Genomic DNA, 18755 nt, shown 5'->3' on the forward strand with positions numbered 1-18755 from the left:
CCTGACCCCGCACCTCTCCGCCTGACCTCGGACGTCTCTCCGCCTGACCCGGCACGTCTCCTTCCGCCCTCTGGCGTCTGCGGTCCCTTCGCGCCCTGCTGGCATTCGCGCGTCTCTTGGCGTTGCCGTCCGATGCTCGTCGGTCTTCTCGCGTTGCCGTCCGTCGCTCGTCGGTCTTCTCGCGTTGCCGTCCGATGCTCGCCGGCCTCCTCGCGCTGCCGCCTGGCGCTGCCTTTGCCGCCGTCTGGTGCCCTCCGCGTTCCTTCCGCGCTGAGCGTGCTCGCGTGCCGGGCCTGCCCCGGCCGCTCGTGCGGGTCGCGCGTGTCGCCTGCCGGCTTCGAGGGGCGTGACGAGTCGCGTGCGCTGGACGCTCGTGCGGGCCGCGCGTGTCATGCCCGCCCGTGTAGTCCGCCGGTTCGTGCGCCTTGCCTGTTCGGGCGCTGCCCTGCCGAGGCGCCGATCGTCCGAGTGTCGACCTGTCCGGGGTGCCCGGCCTGTCCGGGGTGTCGGCCCGTTCGGGGTGCCGGCCCGTTCGGGGTGCCGGCCTGTCCGGGGTGCCCGGCCTGTCCGGGGTGTCGGCTCGTCCGGGGTGCCCGGCCTGTCCGAGGTGTGGGCCCGTCCGGACGCCGGCCTGTTCGGGGCGGGGCTCATTCGCGCGTCTTGTGTGACTCTCTGGTGTGCTTGCGCGGGCGAGGGCGTTCACCGACATCCGCTGATTTCTCCGGCGGGGCGGTGGTGTTGAGTTGGGGGCATGTCCCCTTCCCAGAACAAGGTGCTCGTCGTCGGCATGGACGGGCTCCGCTTCGATCGGCTGGTCGCGCTGGACGCCCCCGTCCTGGCCGGCCTGATGTCCACCGGCGCGTACGGCACCAGCAAGCTGCCGTACGGCGAGGCCGGCACACCGCGTACGGGGTCGCCCGGCGAGGTCGTCCCCAAGAGCCCCGAGCCCGGAGACTGCGACCGGGTGATCAGGTCGCGTACGGACTCGGGTCCGGGCTGGTCGTCGATCGCCACCGGCGTCTGGCCGGACAAGCACGGCGTCGTGGACAACGCGTTCACCGACCCGCGTTTCCTGAAATATCCGGACTTCTTGACGCGGGCCGCGACCGCCGACCCCGGCCTGGACACCGCCGCCTTCTTCTCCTGGGCCGCGCTCGCCGAGCACGGCGCGTTCGGCCCCGCCATCGGCCACCGCTTCGTGCTCGACGGCTACGCCATCGGCTGGGCGAACGCCGACGCCCAGGTCACGGCGGCGGCCGAGAGCTACGTGACCGGCAACAGCCCTGACGCCGTCTTCGTCTACCTGGGCGACACCGACGAGGTGGCCCACGCGCTCGGCCCTCACCGCCCCGAGTACGCCGCCGCGCTGCGCACCCAGGACGCCCAGCTCGGCCGCCTGCTCGACGCCGTACGCGCCCGCCCCTCCTTCTCCCGGGAGAGCTGGACGGTGCTGGTCACCACCGACCACGGCCACGTGGACGCGGGCGGCCACGGCGGCGTCTCCGACGAGGAGCGCACTGTCTTCGTGATCCTCAACCGCCTGGGCGACGACCTGGGCGGGCGCTCCCTGGCGGCGCCCCGGCTGGTGGACGTCGCCCCCACGGCGCTGGCCGCGCTCGGCGTGGCCGTGGACCCGGCCTGGAACCTGGACGGGGTGCCGCTGGAGATCTGATTCATCGTGTGTTGAATTCTTGCCGGGGAAGCGCCACACTGAGGGCGAGACGCCGAACGGCAGGGGAAACACGCGATGAAGACCATCCTGAGTTTCGCCGAGATCGATGCGGGGATGCTCGCCGAGGTGGGCGGCAAGGCGGCCAACCTCGGTGAGCTGACCAGGGCGGGCCTGCCGGTGCCGCCCGGGTGGGTGCTCACCACGGAGGCGTACCGCCAGGTCGCGGCGGGGCTCGACACGAGCGGCCCGCAGGTGGCGGAGCGGGCCAGGAAGCACCTGCTCGACGCGCCGATGCCGGACGAGGTGCGCGAGGCGATCGTGGAGGCGTACCGGGGGCTCGGCGACGGGGTGCCGGTCGCGGTGCGCTCGTCGGCCACCGCCGAGGACCTGCCGTTCGCCAGCTTCGCGGGCCAGCAGGACACGTTCCTCAACGTGGTGGGGGAGGAGGCCGTGTTAACGGCCGTACGCCGCTGCTGGGCCTCGCTATGGACCGATCGCGCGGTCGCCTACCGCGAGTCCAACGGCATCGGCCACGCCGCCGTACGCCTCGCCGTGGTCGTGCAGGAGATGGTGGACGCCCGCACGGCGGGCGTGATGTTCACCGCCAACCCCGTCACCGGCAGGCGGCGCGAGATCGTCATCGACGCGAGCCCCGGCCTGGGCGAGTCGGTGGTCTCCGGTGCCGTCAACCCCGACCGGTTCCGCTTCCGCGACGGCCGGGTCATCGAGCGCCGCGCCGGGGACAAGCCGCTGGCGATCAGGCCGCTGCCCGGCGGCGGCACCGAGCGCGTCGAGCAGCCGCACGACGGGCTCTGCCTGACCGACGACGAGGTACGCCGCCTGGCCGGCCTCGGCGCCCGCGTCGAGGAGCACTACGGCGCGCCCCAGGACACCGAATGGGCCATCGACGCCGCCGGAACGCTCTGGCTCACCCAGGCACGGCCCATCACGACGCTCTATCCGCTGCCCGAGACCACCCGGCCGGGTCTGCGGGTGTACTTCTCGGTCAACGTCGCGCAGGGCGTCATGGGGCCGCTGACGCCCATGGGCGTGGCCGCGTTCCGGATGATCAGCGCGGGCGGGGCCGGGCTCGCCGGGCACGCGCCCGCAGACCCGTACGACGGCGCGGGGTTCCTGGCCGAGTCGGGGCACCGGATCTGGCTCGACATCACCGCCGCCGTGCGCAACCGCGCCGGCCGCGCCCTCCTGCCGCGCGTGCTGACGTTGGGCGAGGCCAGGGCCGTGCCCCTCGTACGCGGCCTGTTCGAGGACCCGCGGCTCGCCCCCGCGTCCCGCTCGCTGCGCCCGTTCCTGCGCGGCGCGCTGCGCTTCGCCCGCAACGTGCGGGTGCCCGAGCGCGTGCTCGTGGCGCTCACCAGCCCGCGCAGGGCGCTCGCGCACACCGTCCGGCTCGGGGCCGAGCTGGACCGGCGGCTGCGCGTGCCCGAGTCCGCCACCCCCGCCCAGCGGCTCGACCACGCCGAACGCGTGCTCGCCGGGACGTTCCCGCTGATCATCCGGATCATGCCGACCGCGATCACCGGCTACGCCCTCTACGCGCTGTCCTCGAAGCTGTCGGGCGTGCCGATCGACGAGATGAGCGACGTCCTGCGCAGCGTCCCGCACAACCCGACCACCGAGATGGACATCGAGCTGTGGCACCTCGCCACCCGCGTCGAGCCCGAGCCGTTCCGCGAGCTGCCGGTCTCCGAGCTGGTCGCCCGCTACCAGGCCGGAGAGCTGCCGCCGGTCGCCCAGCGCGAGATCACCGCGTTCCTCGCCAGATACGGACACCGCGGGGTGGCCGAGATCGACGCCGGAGTGCCGCGCTGGTCGGAGGAGCCCGGCCACATCCTCGGCGTGCTGGCCAACTACCTGCGCATGGACGGCGGGCCCACTCCGGCCGAGCTGTTCGAGAAGGGCGCGCGGCAGGCAGGGAAGACGATCGGCGAGCTCGCCGCGCGGGCCGGGCGGCGCGCGCGGTGGCGGGCCCCCGTCGTGCGGTGGGCGCTGGGACGCACCCGGCAGTACGCGGGGCTGCGCGAGCTGCCCAAGTTCTACCTGGTCAAGACGCTCGCGGCGGTCCGCCGCAGCCTGCTGGTGGTGGGGGAGCACCTTGTGGAGCAGGGCGTGATCGACCGCGCCGGCGACGTCTTCTTCCTCGACCTGCGCGAGGCCAGGGCCGCGCTGCGCGGCGGCGACCTGCGCGCGCTGGTGGCCGGGCGGCGGGCGACGTACGAGCGGGAGCGGCGCCGCAGGCACGTGCCCAGGCTGCTGCTGTCCGACGGCACGGAACCCGAGGCGGCATTCGAGGCGGAAGCCACCGAAGGAGCCGCGGACGGGGCCGCGCTCACCGGCACGCCCGCCTCGCCCGGCACGATCACAGGCGTCGCCCGCGTCGTGCTCGACCCGCACGGCGCGCACCTGGAGCCGGGCGAGATCCTCGTCTGCCCGTCCACCGACCCAGGCTGGACACCGCTGTTCCTCACGGCGGGCGGGCTGGTGATGGAGATGGGCGGCGCGATGTCGCACGGCGCGGTGGTGGCCAGGGAGTACGGCATCCCCGCCGTCGTCGGCGTCCCCGAGGCCACCCAGCGCATCGGCACCGGCGAGCGGATCACCGTGAACGGCGCCGCCGGCACGATCACCCCCGCCTGACCGCCGCCAGGCGAGGGGATCTCACCCTCAGGCCGGCACGACCTGCTCGAAGCGGGCCTTCATGGTGGCCACCACCTCGTCGGGATCGGCGGCCCAGATGTCGGCGTTGAAGATCTCGACCTCGACGTCGCCCGTGTACCCGGCGGCCTGGACGGCGCGCGTGATCGGCGGGAAGTCGATCACGCCGTCGCCCATCATGCCCCGCCCGAGCAGCACGTCCTCGGGCAGCGGGTGCAGGTAGTCGCACACCTGGTAGCTCGCGATCCTGCTGCCCGCCCGCGCGATGTCCTCCGCCAGGCGCGGGTCCCACCACACGTGGAAGGTGTCCACGACCACACCGACCTGCTCCTCGGGGTAGGGCAGGCTCAGCTCCAGCGCCTGGCCGAGCGTGGACAGCACCGCCCGGTCGGGGCAGTAGATCGGGTGCAGCGGCTCCAGCGCCAGCTTGACGCCGCGCTCGCCGGCGTACGGGGCCAGCTCGGCCAGCGCCTCGGCCACGCGTTCGCGCGCGCCCGCGAGATCGCGGGTGAAGCCGTCGTCCGGCAGCGCCTCGCCGGGCTTGACGCCGGGCAGGCCGCCCACCACCATCACCAGGCAGGCCGCCTCCAGCTCGGCGGCCTCGTCGATGGCCCGCCGGTTGTCGTCGAGCGCGCGGGCGAACGCCTTGCGGCCCTCCTCGCCCGGCAGCCCGCCCTCGGTCAGGAAACCGCCCCGGCACAGCGACGACACGCGCAGCCCGGCCGCGCGCACCAGCTTGACGCTCTCCGCGAGGCCCTGCTCGGCGACCTTCTCCCGCCACAGCCCGATGGCCTCAAGGCCGTGGCGGACGCAGCCGTCCACCGCCTCGGCCACCGACCAGCGCCGGGTCGTCCACTGGTTCAGCGACAGGCTCATGCGGCCTCCGTCCCCGCTCACAGACCGTTCACCGCCAGCAGCGCCTGCATCCTGCGCACGGCGAGCTCCTGGTCCGCGAGCAGACCGGCCTGGTCGGCCAGCCGGAACACCTCCGACAGGTGCAGCAGCGAACGCGCCGACTGCGCGCCGTTCACCATCGCGAACGCGTCCTGATGGCCGTTCAGCCAGGCCAGGAAGACGATGCCGGTCTTGTAGTGATACGTCGGCGCTTCGAAGATCTTGCGCGACAGGGTGACCGTCGGGGCGAGGATCTCGTCGTACCGGGTGAGCAGCCGCTCCCGCTCCGCCTCGTCGGTGGCCGACTCTGCGGCGTCCAGCACCCGCAGCGCCGCCGCGGCGGCCGGGGCGATCGCGTCGAAGATGCCGAGCAGCGCGTGGGAGCCGCTCTTGATCAGCGACGGGTAGTTGAAGTCGTCGCCGGTGTAGAGCTTGACGCCCTCGGGCAGCGCGGCGCGCAGCCGCACCTCGTGCTCCTCGTCAAGCAGCGACACCTTCACGCCGTCCACCTGCGCGGCGTGCGCGTGGATCAGCTCGAGGAACGACTCCGTGGCCGCGTCGATGTCGCGCGAACCCCAGTAGCCCGCCAGGTTCGGGTCGAACATCTCGCCCAGCCAGTGCAGGATCACCGGGCGGTCGGCCAGGCCGAACAGCTTCCCGTACACCCGGTGGTAGTCCTGCGGGCCCGTGGCGACCGCGGCGAGCTGGCGCGAGGCCATGATGATCACGCCCGCGCCCGCCGACTGCACGGTCTCGATCTGCTCGGCGTACGCGGCGGTGATCGCGTCCAGGTCGGCGGCCTGCGGCGCGTGGTCGGTGCCCGCACCGCAGGAGACCAGCGTGGCCGGGTCGCCGAACGCGCGGGCCTCGGCGGCGCTGCGCGTGATGAGCTGCTGGGTCGCCGCCCAGTCGAGGCCCATGTTGCGCTGCGCGGTGTCCATGGCGTCGGCCACCCGCAGCCCGTGCGACCACAGGTGGCGGCGGAAGCGCAGCGTCGCGTCCCAGTCGACGGCGGCGGGGGAGCCCGGCGTGTTGTCGCCGAGCGGGTCGGCGACGACGTGCGCGGCGGCGTACGCGATGCGCCCGCTCGCCGGCGTGGCCTCCACCGGCCAGCTCGCAGGCTCCCGCAGCGGATACGACCCGAATCCGGGCAGTTCGATCCTCACAGCTCCGGCACCTCGATCCTGCGGCCCTCGGCGTTCGAACGCAGCCCCAGCTCGGCGAGCTGCACGCCCCTGGCGCCCGAGGCGAAGTCGTTCGGGAACGGCGCGTCCTCCAGCACGTGCCGGATGAAGTTCTCCCACTGCACCTTGAAGCCGTTGTCGAACTCGGCGTTGTCCGGCACCTCCTGCCAGTCGTCGCGGAAGCGCGCGGTGGCGGGCAGGTCGGGGTTCCAGACCGGCTTCGGCGTCACCGAACGGTGCTGGACGCGGCACTTGCGCAGGCCCGCGACCGCGCTGCCGTGCGTGCCGTCCACCTGGAACTCCACCAGCTCGTCGCGGTTCACCCTGACCGCCCAGGAGGAGTTGATCTGCGCGATGATGCCGCCTTCGAGCTCGAAGATCCCGTACGCGGCGTCGTCGGCGGTCGCCTGGTAGGTGTTGCCCTGCTCGTCCACCCGCGACGGGATGTGCGTGACGGCCTTGGCGTAGACCGACTGCACCCGGCCGAACAGGTTCTCCATCACGTAGTGCCAGTGCGGGAACATGTCGAGCACGATGCCGCCGCCGTCCTCGGCGCGGTAGTTCCACGACGGGCGCTGCGCCTCCTGCCAGTCACCCTCGAACACCCAGTAGCCGAACTCGCCCCGCACCGACAGGATGCGGCCGAAGAAGCCGCCGTCGATCAGCCGCTTCAGCTTGAGCAGGCCCGGCAGGAACAGCTTGTCCTGCACGACGCCGTTCTTGACGCCCTTGGCCGCCGCGGCCTCGGCCAGCGCGATCGCCTCCTGGGTCGACTCGGCGGTGGGCTTCTCGGCGTAGATGTGCTTGCCGGCCTCGATGGCCTTCAGCACGGCCTTGACCCGGGCGCTGGTGACCTGGGCGTCGAAGTAGATGAGGTTGGCGTCGTCGGAGAGGGCGGCGTCGAGATCGGTGGTGAAAGCCGAAATTTCGTGCTTCTTAGCGATATCTGCAAGCTTGTCGGCGTTACGGCCGACCAGGACGGGCTTGAGAGTCACCCTGGAGCCGTCCGAGAGCGCGACGCCGCCCTGCTCGTTGATGGCCAGAACGGAACGGACCAAGTGCTGGCGGTAACCCATCCGTCCGGTGACGCCGTTCATCACGACGCCGATCGTGCGCACGCTCATGAGGATCCCTTCAGGCACAACCAGTGGAAAGCGCTTTCCCGAACGGTAAGGCCCGCCTGCCAAGGGCGTCAAGAGCCCCACCCGCCCGCGGCCTGCGGCGAGCGCCCCTGACCCGGCACTCAGTCCCACCCGCCAGGCTCCGGCCGCCCTGCGGCGATTACCCTCTGACAGGGCAACTCGGCGCCATCCGGTCAGGGCGCGGACGGCGGCCACGGCGGGCTCACGTCACGAGCGGCATCGCCCGCTTCGCGCACGGGCCGGGTCGTGGCGGGCTCGTTCTTTGGCTCGACGTCCGCCCGCTGCTCGCCTGACTGTGGCGGGGCGTCGCCCGCTCACGGGCACGGACGGGGACCATGGCGTCAGGGGCGGGGCCGTGGGTGTTGCGGCCGGCCTGCGGGTTCGCTTGGTCAGCCGGCTTCAAGGCGGCGGCGGGTGGGCGGTTCCCGGGTGGACGGCCACCCGGGAACCGCCGCATTACGACTCGCCCTGTGTCTCCAGGCGGGCCAGTGCCTTGGCGATGGGGTGGGCGGCGAGGGCGAGCTGCCACTCGCGGGCGCCGAGCTTGCGCAGCCGGGCGGTCACGGTCTCGTCCGTGATCTCCTCGGGTGGCTCCCAGGTGAGCCTGCGCACGGCGTCGGGCTGCAGCAGGTTCTCCGCCGGCATGTGGTGCTCGTCGGCCAGCGCGGCGACCACGGCCCTGGCGGCGGCGAGCCGCTTGGCGGCGGCCGGGTCGCGGTCGGCCCAGCGGTTGGGCGGCGGCGGGCCGTCGCCGGGGGTGCTGGGTTGGGGAAGCTGGCTGTCGGGCAGCTCGCGGGCGCGGGCGACGGCGGCGAGCCAGTCGTTGATGTGACGACGGGCGCTTCGCCCGGTGAATGCCGAAATTTCGGTCAATGCCTTCTTGGTGCGCGGCCCTTCCAGCGCCGCCGTCACGATCGCCGCGTCGGGCAGCACCCGGCCGGGCGCCAGGTCAGCCTCGCGGGCGATGCGGTCGCGCATGTTCCACAGCTCCCGCACGATCGCCAGCGCGCGCACGTTCCGTACCTTGTGGATGCCGGACGTGCGCCGCCACGGGTCGGGACGCGGCGCCGGCGGCGGGGTGTTGAGCACGGCCTCGAACTCCTCGCGCGCCCACTCCAGCTTCCCGGCATCGGCGAGCTCCTGATACAGCGCGTCGCGCAGCTCGACCAGGACCTCCACGTCGAGCGCGGCGTAGCGCAGCCAGTCCAGCGGCAGCGGCCTGGTGGACCAGTCGGCCGCCGAATGACCTTTCTCCAGGCGCAGGCCGAGCACGGTCTCCACCATCGTGCCCAGGCCCACCCGCTCGTAGCCGAGCAGGCCAGGCCAGCTCGGTGTCGAACATCTGCCGCGGCTTGAACCCGATCTCCATCAGGCACGGCAGGTCCTGGGACGCGGCGTGCAGCACGATCTCGGCCTCGGCCAGGGCCTCGTCGAGCGAGGACAGGTCGGGGCAGCCGATCGGGTCGATCAGCGCGGTGCCCGCGCCCGCCCTGCGCAACTGCACGAGGTAGGCGCGGTTGCCGTAGCGGTAGCCCGAGGCGCGCTCGGCGTCGACGGCGACGGGGCCGCTGCCCGCCGCGAACCTCGCCACGACCTCGGCCAGCCCGGCCGCGTCGGCGACGACGGGAGGGATGCCTTCGCGTGGCTCCAGCAGCGGCTCCACGGTGCGTTCTTCTGTCATGAGTTCACCGACCTCATGACGCAGGTGCTGTCTTGACTGGTGCCCTCACTTCGTTCGGTCACTCTCCGGATCATCACGTCGACGGGGCAGGGCGGCCACGTCGGGCGGAAGGGGCGGAATGCCCGCGGCCAGGCACATCAGATCACACCAAGCGGCGACATGGCCGGACAGATCCTCCTGAGCGGGGGACCAGGAGGCCCGCAACTCCAGCTCGGTCGTGACCGGATCGTCGGCCTTGTTGCCGAACCCCTCCGACACGGCTCTTGTCACGGTACCGCCGGCGGCGGAGTAGTCGGCTTGGTGGGCGTCGAGGGCCTCGGTCAGCCAGCTCCAGGCCACGGGGCCGAGGAGCGGATCGGAGGTGATCTCCGGCTCCATGTCGGCCCTGACGTAGGCAACCAGCCGGAACGGGCCCTCCCAGCCGCGCTGGCCGTCGGGATCATAGAGCAGGATCAGCCGGCCCACCGCCAGCTCGTCGTCGCCGCGGTAGACCGACGCGCCGATGGCGGCCGAGTAGGGGGCCAGCCGCTGGGGGGCGGGCAGGTCCTCAAGCTCGATCTCCTGCCGTACCTCGGTCAGCCGCATGCTCTCCGCGGCCCGCGTGAACGCGGCGGGAGGCGGCGGCTGGTCACCGAGCGTCATAGCCGAAGCGTAGGCCGAAGTCGGACGAAAGGGGACCACGGGGGTGCTCATCCTTCGTGATCAAGCCGCTGCCGTAACCAGCTGGCGAACCGGACGGGTGGCCTCGGCGGCGCCGGACATCAGGGCGTGACCGCAGTCGACACAGGCCCACTCGGGGCACAGGCCCGGCTCGTGCCCGTCGGCGCACGGCGGCTGCTCGAACGGCCGCTCACCGTCGCAGGACGGGCAGCGCACACTGCGGCGCTCTGGGGAACTCCACAACGCGGTCATCGCACGAGTCATCGAACCGGGGCCTTTCTTCGGGTCGTGGCTCCGACGTTGGCACGAGCCGCTGACAATTCCCCGCAACGCGCTCGGCGTGTCCCGAAAGTGGTCGATGAATCGGTGCCGCGCGGTGGCTTGGGGAACTTTTGGCCCAGTCGAGACCGGCTCTCTGGGCGGGCATGGGGTGTGTTGGACCCGTGCGGGACGCCGATGCCGAGCAGACCGGTAAACCTTCATCTGGCTATCTGATCATGATTTGGGGTGTCCAATGCATGTTTTTCCGACACCTCGCACCCGTGTCCTGACCGCGCCCCGCCCATGGCACCCTGGTGAGGTGAACCTCGCCGACTCAGCCTTCCTGCGCGCCTGCCGCCGCCAGCCCGTCCCGCACACCCCCGTCTGGTACATGCGCCAGGCCGGCCGTTCGCTGCCGGAATACCTGAAGGTCCGCGAGGGCGTGCCCATGCTGACCGCCTGCTCGACGCCCGACCTCATCGTCGAGATCACCATGCAGCCCGTCCGCCGCTACGGCGTCGACGCGGCCATCTTCTTCAGCGACATCGTCGTACCGCTCAAGGCCATCGGCGTCGACCTCGACATCAAGCCCGGCGTCGGCCCCGTCGTCGCCGAACCCATCCGCGACGCCAAGGGCCTCGACGCGCTGCGTCCCCTCGAGCCCGGCGACGTCCCCTACATCACCGAGGCCGTCAAGGCGCTCACCGCCGAGCTCGGCGACACCCCGCTCATCGGCTTCGCCGGCGCGCCCTTCACCCTCGGCTCCTACCTCATCGAAGGCGGCCCGTCGAAGAACCACGACCGCACCAAGGCCATGATGTACGGCGCGCCCGAGCTGTGGCACGCGCTCATGGAGAAGCTGTCCGACATCGTGCTGCAGCACCTGCGCATCCAGATCGCCGCAGGGGCCTCCGCCGTGCAGCTCTTCGACTCGTGGGTCGGCGCCGTCGCGCCCGACGACTACCGCGAGTTCATCCTGCCCCACACCCGGCGCATCTTCGAAGGCGTCGCCGGCGTGCCCCGCATCCACTTCGGCGTCGGCACCGGCGAACTGCTCGGCGTGCTCGGCGAGGCCGGAGCCGACGTCGTCGGCGTCGACTGGCGCGTCCCTCTCGACGAGGCCGCCCGCCGCATCGGCCCCGGCAAGGCGCTCCAGGGCAACCTCGACCCCGCCATCCTCCTCGCCCCCTGGGAGGTCGTCGAGCGCAAGGCCCGCGAGGTGCTGCGGCGCGGCGAGGCCGCCGAAGGCCATGTGTTCAACCTCGGCCACGGCGTGCTCCCCAACACCGACCCCGACCAGCTCAAGCGCCTCACCGACCTCGTCCACGAGCACACCCGCTGACGGGTTCTCTTTCGCCGCATCCGAGCGCGCCTCCGGTCCGGACCTGGCCCTCTGCTTGGCGTCGCCGTTGTTCGGCTGAACGAGGGTTCATTTCTCCGCGTCTCGTGCCTCCGCTCAGGCCCGGGCCCTCCGCTCGGTCTCGCCGTTGTTCGTGCGCGAGGGTTCGTGCTCGGGGGGTCGGTGTGCGGGCGCGGGCGGTCCGGCCGCTCCAACGCGGCCTCGCCGTGCCGTGCGCGAGTGCTCGTGTGCGTGCGCGGCCGGTCGGCCGTTTTCCGCCGCTCTGGGGCGCGGGCGCGCGACCACGCCGCCGGCCTCCGCCGAGCGCACGCGCCGGCCGCCGGTTCGCTCCTCCCCGCCGTTTCGGTGCTCGGCGTTCTTTGGGAAAACCCCTCGGGCTGGGCGCCGTTATGCGTGTCGGAGACCCGCTGCGCTCGCCGTAGTTCACGCATCGGTCGCCCGCCGTCCGGTGGTGGCCCGCCGTTGAGGGTGGTCCCCGAAGCAGTGCGCAGGGGTGCGCGGCGTGTGGCGTTCCGGCCCTCCGACGGGGCTGGGATGGTCTCCGGGGCAGTGTCCAGGGGTGCGCGGCGCGTGACGTTCGAGCCGCCGCCGATAGGGCTGGGTGGCCTTTCCGCGGTGTGCGGGGCGTGGTGTTCGGGCCGCCGTGCGTAGGGCGTGGTGTTCGGGGGCGTCGTGCGTAGGGCGTGGTGTTCGGGGGCGTCGATTTGTGCCGCTCTGCGGTGGCGGGGTGTGTTGTGGGAGGTCTGCCCCGCGGGGATGGGCGCGTATGAGAGGCGGTAGCGTTCGGAGGCGTGGAAGGGAATCGGGCGCACGTGGTCGTCGTCGGCGCGGGTATCTCCGGACTCGCCGCGGCGTGGTATCTCCGCCAGGGCGCGCGTGAGCGCGTGAAGGTGACGGTCCTGGAGGGCTCGCCCCGCATCGGCGGCAAGCTCTATGCCTCGGAGGTCGCCGGGGTGAGCGTCGACGCGGGCGCCGAGGCGATGCTGGCCCGCCGTCCCGAGGGCAAGGAGCTGGCCAAGGCGGTCGGGCTCGGTGACGACCTGGTCTTCCCCGGCACCACCCGCTCCGCCGTCTACAGCCGCGGCGCCGTCCGCTACCTGCCCAAGGGCCAGGTCATGGGCGTGCCCGCGGACCTCGCCGAGCTGGCCAAGTCAGGCATCATCTCGCCGGGCGGGCTGCTGCGCGTGCCGCTCGACCAGGTGCTGCCCGCGACGCTCGTGCGCACCGACGTGTCCGTCGCCGCCTACATCCGCGCCAGGATGGGCGCCGAGGTCGTGGACCGGCTGGTCGAGCCGCTGCTCGGCGGCGTCTACGCGGGCCGCGCCGACATGCTGTCGCTGGAGGCGACGATGCCGCGGGTGGCCGCGATCGCGCGATCCGAGCGTTCACTGCTCAACGCCGCCCGCCACCTGGTCGAGGAGACACCGAAGAACCAGGGCCCGGTCTTCACCACCCTGCGCAGCGGCCTCGGCGGCCTGCCCGAGGCGGTCGCGAAGGCGTCCGAGGCCGACATCAGGACCGGCGTCACCGCCCGCGAGCTGCACCGCACCGAGACCGGCTGGCGGCTGGTCACCGGCCCGGTGCCGCGCCCCGAGGTCGTCGAGGCGGACGCGGTGATCCTGGCCACGCCGGGCCCGGCGACGAGCCGCCTGCTCAAGACCGAGGCCCCCAAGGCGGCCGACGAGCTGGCCCGCATCCAGTACGCCAGCATGGCCGTCGTCACGCTCGCCTACCCGGTCGACGCCTTCCCCGAGCCGCCCGGCACCAGCGGCTACCTGGTGCCGCCGGTGGAGGGACGGCCGGTCAAGGCGGTGACGTTCAGCTCGGTGAAGTGGCCCCACCTGTCGAAGGACCTGGTGATCCTGCGCTGCTCCATCGGCCGCGTCGGCGAGGAGCACCTGCTGCAGCGCGACGACGTGGAGCTGGTCGCGCTGGCCACCGCCGAGATGGCCGACGTGATGGGCGTGCGCGGCCTGCCCATCGACAGCCGGGTGACCCGCTGGGGCGGCGGGCTTCCGCAGTACAACGTGGGCCACCTCGACCGGGTGGCCAGGGTGCGCGCGGCGGTGGCCGTGCAGCCCGGCCTGGCCGTCTGCGGGGCCGCCTACGACGGCATCGGCATCCCCGCCTGCATCGCCACCGCCCGCACGGCCGCCGCCCGGATTCTGGACCACCTCTCCCTGAGAGCAGAATAGGCAGCATGACAGAGGGCGCACCGCGGCTCAAAGCCCGCGATCTCAATCAGGTGATCCGTTACACGATGTGGTCGGTCTTCCAGGCGACCGAGCCGTGCCCAGGCGACCGCGACGGCCTGGCGGCCGAGGTGCAGGAGCTGCTCGACCAGGCGGCCGGCAAGGGCGTCGTGACCAGGGGGGTCTACGACGTCGCCGGGTTCAGGGCCGACGCCGACTTCATGTTCTGGTGGCACGCTCCCACGCCCGAGGACCTCCAGGACGTCTACGCCAGGTTCCGCCGCACCCGCCTGGGCCGCCACAGCAGGCCCGTCTGGTCGGCGATGGCGCTGCACCGGCCCGCCGAGTTCAACAAGTCGCACATCCCGGCCTTCCTGGCCGAGGAGGAGCCGCGCGCCTACGTCAGCGTCTACCCGTTCGTGCGCTCCTACGAGTGGTACCTGCTCGACGAGTCCGAGCGTCGGGCGATGCTGGCCGAGCACGGCAGGATGGCGCGCGACTACCCCGACGTGCGGGCCAACACGGTGGCGTGCTTCTCGCTCAACGACTACGAGTGGATGCTCGCGTTCGAGGCGAACGAGCTGCACCGGATCGTCGACCTCATGCGTACGCTGCGGGGCGCCCAGGCGCGCCGGCACACCCGCGTCGAGATCCCCTTCTACACCGGCGCGCGCAAGCCGCTGCCTGAGCTCATCGCCGCCCTGCCGTAGTTCTCCCGGCCAGGCCCCGCCCTCTCGGCTGGATGCACCGGCCTGGGCGGCCGGACGCATCAGCCCGGCGAATCGGTCGCGAGCCAGACCCAAATCGGCGATCTCGCTGCAGCGCTCTATCCGCTTTGTCACAATCGGGGAAATCTCTGCCTCGCAGGGCGTGAGCGGGGTGGCACGTTCCAGGGTGCGGGCTTGGAGGGCTGGTGGAGAGGTCCGGAAGGCGGGGCCGTCGGGGGCGGCACGCGGCAGGACGCCGATCGGCGCGGTCCGAAGGAGACGGTCCCGGACTCGCCGGGCGGTCTCCGGCGGAGGTCCGGCGGTCGGAGCGGATCGGGCGCGCCGGGCGGTCTGCGGAGGACGTCCGGCGGTCTTCGGAGGACGTCCGGCGGTCTTCGGGGGAGGCTCGGCGGTCCCGGCGGGGCGGCTCCGGCGGGAGGGCCAGACGGCGCCGAGGGCTGCTGCGACGGGCGGGACGGGCGGCGCGCGGGCGGGTGGCCGTCGCCGCCGGGGTGACCGTGGGCGGCGCGGTCGTGGCGCTCGCGATGCAGGGGATGTTCGGCACCCCGGTCACGTACGGGCTGCTCGGCACGGTCGTCGCGCCCCCGGCGAGCCAGGCGGCCGAACACCACGCGAGCGACGGACGGCGGGCCAGGGGCGGGCCCGCGGCCGCCGCGGCGGCGTCGCCGGGTGGAGCGAGCGCAGGCAGAAGCGCCGACAGCGGCGCAGGCGGAGGCACCGACAGCAAAGAGGGCAAAGAGGGCAAAGAGGCGGACGGCGGCAAAGGCGCGAACGCGCAGGCCACCAGCAAGGGGGCGCGCAAGCCGGAGCCGCCCGAGCCGTCGAAACCGGCCCCGAGCACGAACTCCGGCCTGGTGCCCGGCACGACCGACCCGAACGACCTGCCGGCCGCAGGCCCGGCCACGCGCGGCGCCGAGCCGAGCGGTGCGAGCGAGCCGACCGGGGGCGACGGCAAGGACTACAAGGCCGACGGCCCCTCGCGGCATACGGATCATCAGGCGGCCGAGTACTTCCGCGCGAACTGGGGGCCGAACGACAAGGCCGTGAAGCGTCTCAGGGACATCCGCACCGTGGGCGGATATCTCCGCATTTATACGGACCTACCGGAGAGCGCGGACAACTCCCGTACCGCCATCACCTTGTGCGAGCGCGGGCTCGCCTACCTCCACGAGCGCGGCGTCGAGAACCCCGTGGTGTTCGTGCACTCGGAGTTCGGCCAGAACGGCAACCCGGTGCTCGCCAACATCATCGGCCCCTCGGATCGGAGCTGCCGCGTCACATATCCAGACCCCCGATGACCGGCGGCAGCCGCGGGCCCGGGTCAGCGGACCCGGACCCGTGTCTTCGAGCACACCTCGCATCGCTGTGTGACCACCCGCCCGATGGTCTCAATCGTCACCCACCGGTGGCGAAGATGGACAAAGCGCACGCGGTGCTCGTACCCCTCGCGGGCGATCGATACGCCCCGTCGTTACCCGATCACGCCTTGGGTTCGAGCCGGAGCGAGATCGAGTTGATGCAGTAGCGGTCGTCCGTCGGCGTGGGGTAGCCCTCGCCGTGGAAGACGTGCCCCAGGTGGCTGTCGCACCGGGCGCAGCGCACCTCCGTACGGACCATGCCGAGGCTGCGGTCCTCAAGCAGCCGGACCGCGTCACTGTCGGACGGCGCGTAGAAGCTCGGCCACCCGCAGTGCGACTCGAACTTCGTGTCAGAACGGAACAACTCGGCACCGCAGGCGCGGCACGAGTAAACCCCCTCGGTCTTGGTGTCGACGTATTCCCCCGTGAACGGGCGCTCGGTCCCGGCCTCCCTGAGGACGTGGAACTCCTCAGGCGTCAGCTGGGCCCGCCATTCCGCCTCGCTCTTGACCACCTTGTCCATAACTCCAGAGTACGAGATACGGCAAAAAGAGATCTCCGCAGGGTGAAGCATCCGTTCTCGGGGAAATTCGCGTCTTTCTCGGCAAGGAGGTGTCTTCACCTCCTGCCAAGGGGTGAGATCACCTGCGGATCCCGCCGAGCGGCACAGCCCACGCCCGTGCTGGCGCCGCTGGGGATCGAAACGGCCGGCCGGGTGGCGCGCCAGCGCCCGGAACGGCGGAAGGGTGATCTGGCGGCCCGTCCCGTCGAGCCCTCGGTCCCGCCACCGAGGAGGCTCCGGGACGGGCCCACCCCGTCCGGCTCTCTCCGTCTCCGGCCCGACTCCGTCCGGTTCTCCGAAGACGGTGGCCTCTCCGGACGACGAGCGGAAGCGGCGCGGCGAGAGCGCCGGAGCCGTGCGGGTTCCTGGCGAGCTGCCGCACCGGCCCAGCGACCAGCGGCCGGAGGAATTCTGTTACGGCTCGTGATGACCGGTCATTGTCGGTCCCTCGGGGTAGGTTCGGGGGCATGGCATCGCCGTACATCGAGCTCGAGGTGGGGAAGCGGACCGTCAAGGTCACCAATCCCGACAAGGTCTACTTCCCGGAGATCGGCGCCACCAAGCGTGAGCTGGTCGAATACTACGTGAGCGTCGGCGAGGGCGCCCTGCGGGCGCTGAAGGACCGTCCGACCAACCTCAAGCGTCATCCCGACGGCGTGCAGACCGAGGCCATCTATCAAAAGCGCATGCCGCCCCGGCATCCCGACTGGCTGGAGTCGGTGGAGGTGACGTTCCCCAGCGGCCGCACGGCGCGGTCACTGCGCGTCACCGAGGTGGCCGCCATCGCCTACTGCGCCAACCTCGGCACCATCGATTTCCACCCGTGGCAGGTGCGCGCCGCCGACGTCGAGCGTCCCGACGAGCTGCGGGTCGACCTCGACCCGCAGCCCGGCCTGGAGTTCGACGCGGCGCGCAAGGCGGCGTTCCTCACCAAAGAGGTGCTGGACGAGCTCGGCATGACCGGCTTCGTCAAGACCTCGGGCAACCGCGGCGTGCACATCGCCGTCCGCATCGAGCCGCGCTGGGACTTCATCCAGGTGCGCCACGCCGGCATCGCGCTGGCCAGGGCCGTCGAGGCGCGCGATCCGAGCCTGGTCACCACGGCGTGGTGGAAGGAGGAGCGCGGCGAGCGGGTGTTCATCGACTTCAACCAGAACGCGCGCGACCGCACGATCGCCAGCGCCTACTCGGTCAGGGCGAAGCCGCACGCGCCCGTCTCGACCCCGCTGACCTGGGACGAGCTGGCCGACGCCGACCCGCGCGACTTCGACATCCGCACGGTGCCCGCCCGCTTCGCCGAGGTGGGCGACGTGCACGCCGCCATCGACGACCGGGCCTACTCGATCGAGCCGCTGCTGGAGATGTACGCCGAGGACGAGCGCGGCGACATGCCGTACCCGCCTAACTACCCGAAGATGCCGGGCGAGCCCAAGCGGGTGCAGCCGAGCAAGGCCCGCTCCGACACCTGACCACCAGCCGGTCAGCGGCGCACGACGCGCCGTTCCGCGGCTGACGCGCAGCGCTTTCAGCGGCGCACGAGGCGCCGTTCCGCGGCTGACGCGCAGTGCTTTCAGCGGCGCACGAGGCGGTGCGGGGCCAGCTCGCACGTCTCGCCCCGGCTCAGGCAGACCACCCGGTCGGCGAGGCCCGCCTGCTCCATGTGGCGCAGGAAGTCGTCCAGCGGCGAGCTGAAGACCGTGTAGTCGTCGTAGTGGATCGGTACGACGGTGCGCGGATTGATCATGTCGGCCCAGGCCGCGCCCTGCTCGCCGTCCATGGTGACCATGAGCGTGCCGAGCAGCTTGGTCCCGCCCAGGTGGACGAGGGCGACGTCGATGTCGGGGAAGCGGCGCGGGATCGCGTCGAGCCGCCGGTCCAGCACGGTGTCGCCGCTGATGTGCAGGCGCAGCTCGACCCGCTCGTCCGGGCCGCAGAACTCCAGCATCGTGCCCATCACGGGCGGCAGCAGCGCGTCGGCGGAGCCCGGCGCGTGCTTGGCGGGCAGCGCGGTGATCCGTACGCTGCCGCCGGGGCCGTGCAGGCGGTACTCCGCCCAGGTCATCAGCCCGACGGCCTGGCCGAAGCCCTGCCGATGGAGGGTGCGGGAGGCGGCCGGGGTGGTGACGATGAGCATGTCCCTGTCGATGCCCTTGCGCGCCACCCGGTCCCAGTGGTCGCCGTGCATGTGGGAGAGCACGACGGCATCCAGCGGCGGCAGGTCCTCGATCCGCAGCGCCGGGTCGGTACGCCGCCGCGAGGCCAGGCCCCACCCGAGGTAGGCGAGCTGGCCGCGGTGCAGGAAGTTCGGGTCCGTCAGCAGCGTGAAGCCGTTGTAACGGATGAGCGTGGTCGCGTTCCCGATGAACTGAAGGCTGCCTGCCACCG

13 protein-coding genes and 1 pseudogene are annotated in these 18755 nt (G+C 72.3%); 7 read left to right on the plus strand and 7 right to left on the minus strand.

The window, feature by feature from the left end:
• The first annotated feature begins 751 nt into the window (after positions 1–751).
• Both WBK31_RS05410 and WBK31_RS05415 read left to right on the plus strand, forming a co-directional pair.
• On the plus strand, positions 752–1672 hold the full coding sequence (locus tag WBK31_RS05410; protein ID WP_406674410.1) for an alkaline phosphatase family protein: 921 nt from the start codon (positions 752–754) through the stop codon (positions 1670–1672).
• A 75-nt stretch (positions 1673–1747) separates the two neighbouring features.
• Positions 1748–4330, plus strand: a complete 2583-nt coding sequence (locus WBK31_RS05415) for a PEP/pyruvate-binding domain-containing protein (protein ID WP_406674411.1) — start codon at positions 1748–1750, stop codon at positions 4328–4330.
• Positions 4331–4357: 27 nt separating this feature from the next.
• Here WBK31_RS05415 and WBK31_RS05420 read toward each other — a convergent pair whose 3' ends face one another.
• From WBK31_RS05420 to WBK31_RS05440, 5 genes and pseudogenes are all read right to left on the minus strand, one after another.
• On the minus strand, positions 4358–5224 hold the full coding sequence (locus tag WBK31_RS05420) for a sugar phosphate isomerase/epimerase family protein (protein WP_406674412.1): 867 nt from the start codon (positions 5222–5224) through the stop codon (positions 4358–4360).
• A 17-nt stretch (positions 5225–5241) separates the two neighbouring features.
• The gene (locus tag WBK31_RS05425; RefSeq protein ID WP_364067367.1) at positions 5242–6408 is read right to left on the minus strand and encodes a dihydrodipicolinate synthase family protein; all 1167 of its coding nucleotides are present in this window, start codon (positions 6406–6408) and stop codon (positions 5242–5244) included.
• A complete protein-coding gene (locus WBK31_RS05430; protein WP_378784471.1) occupies positions 6405–7550 on the minus strand; it encodes a Gfo/Idh/MocA family protein in 1146 nt (381 codons plus the stop codon). Before WBK31_RS05430 ends, WBK31_RS05425 begins: the two co-directional genes overlap by 4 nt.
• A gap of 474 nt (positions 7551–8024) precedes the next feature.
• Positions 8025–9249 (minus strand): annotated as a pseudogene (locus WBK31_RS05435) (HRDC domain-containing protein).
• A gap of 45 nt (positions 9250–9294) precedes the next feature.
• Positions 9295–9891, minus strand: a complete 597-nt coding sequence (locus WBK31_RS05440) for a DUF3000 domain-containing protein (RefSeq protein ID WP_393205110.1) — start codon at positions 9889–9891, stop codon at positions 9295–9297.
• A 598-nt stretch (positions 9892–10489) separates the two neighbouring features.
• Here WBK31_RS05440 and hemE point away from each other — a divergent pair.
• The 4 genes from hemE to WBK31_RS05460 all read left to right on the plus strand — a co-directional run bounded on the left by hemE (position 10490) and on the right by WBK31_RS05460 (position 15748).
• Entirely contained in the window at positions 10490–11512 is a 1023-nt protein-coding gene (gene hemE / locus WBK31_RS05445; RefSeq protein WP_364067375.1) for a uroporphyrinogen decarboxylase, read from the plus strand.
• A gap of 809 nt (positions 11513–12321) precedes the next feature.
• Positions 12322–13725 (plus strand): protoporphyrinogen oxidase, encoded by a 1404-nt coding sequence (gene hemG, locus WBK31_RS05450; protein WP_406674413.1) that lies wholly within the window; start codon positions 12322–12324, stop codon positions 13723–13725.
• A gap of 5 nt (positions 13726–13730) precedes the next feature.
• Positions 13731–14432 (plus strand): hydrogen peroxide-dependent heme synthase, encoded by a 702-nt coding sequence (hemQ, locus tag WBK31_RS05455; protein WP_364067379.1) that lies wholly within the window; start codon positions 13731–13733, stop codon positions 14430–14432.
• 491 nt (positions 14433–14923) lie between these two features.
• Complete coding sequence (locus WBK31_RS05460; protein WP_406674414.1) at positions 14924–15748, plus strand: hypothetical protein; 825 nt, start codon at positions 14924–14926, stop codon at positions 15746–15748.
• Between the two features lie 181 nt (positions 15749–15929).
• On the opposite strand, the gene msrB is transcribed toward WBK31_RS05460, so the two are convergent.
• Complete coding sequence (msrB, locus tag WBK31_RS05465; protein WP_364067383.1) at positions 15930–16331, minus strand: peptide-methionine (R)-S-oxide reductase MsrB; 402 nt, start codon at positions 16329–16331, stop codon at positions 15930–15932.
• Positions 16332–16837: 506 nt separating this feature from the next.
• Between msrB and ligD the strand changes: the two genes are divergently transcribed.
• A complete protein-coding gene (gene ligD / locus WBK31_RS05470; protein ID WP_364067384.1) occupies positions 16838–17839 on the plus strand; it encodes a non-homologous end-joining DNA ligase in 1002 nt (333 codons plus the stop codon).
• 101 nt (positions 17840–17940) lie between these two features.
• Here ligD and WBK31_RS05475 read toward each other — a convergent pair whose 3' ends face one another.
• Entirely contained in the window at positions 17941–18753 is an 813-nt protein-coding gene (locus WBK31_RS05475) for an MBL fold metallo-hydrolase (protein WP_378784461.1), read from the minus strand.
• Positions 18754–18755 lie beyond the last annotated feature (2 nt).

Origin of the sequence: Nonomuraea sp. N2-4H (genome assembly GCF_045291505.1) — a bacterium.
GTDB lineage: Bacteria > Actinomycetota > Actinomycetes > Streptosporangiales > Streptosporangiaceae > Nonomuraea > Nonomuraea fastidiosa.

Coding starts and splice junctions, on each gene's coding strand:
- WBK31_RS05410 (WP_406674410.1), top strand. CDS start 752: ATGTCCCCTTCCCAGAACAAGGTGCTCGTCGTCGGCATGGACGGGCTC.
- WBK31_RS05415 (WP_406674411.1), top strand. CDS start 1,748: ATGAAGACCATCCTGAGTTTCGCCGAGATCGATGCGGGGATGCTCGCC.
- WBK31_RS05420 (WP_406674412.1), bottom strand. CDS start 5,224: ATGAGCCTGTCGCTGAACCAGTGGACGACCCGGCGCTGGTCGGTGGCC.
- WBK31_RS05430 (WP_378784471.1), bottom strand. CDS start 7,550: ATGAGCGTGCGCACGATCGGCGTCGTGATGAACGGCGTCACCGGACGG.
- WBK31_RS05440 (WP_393205110.1), bottom strand. CDS start 9,891: ATGACGCTCGGTGACCAGCCGCCGCCTCCCGCCGCGTTCACGCGGGCC.
- hemQ (WP_364067379.1), top strand. CDS start 13,731: ATGACAGAGGGCGCACCGCGGCTCAAAGCCCGCGATCTCAATCAGGTG.
- msrB (WP_364067383.1), bottom strand. CDS start 16,331: ATGGACAAGGTGGTCAAGAGCGAGGCGGAATGGCGGGCCCAGCTGACG.
- ligD (WP_364067384.1), top strand. CDS start 16,838: ATGGCATCGCCGTACATCGAGCTCGAGGTGGGGAAGCGGACCGTCAAG.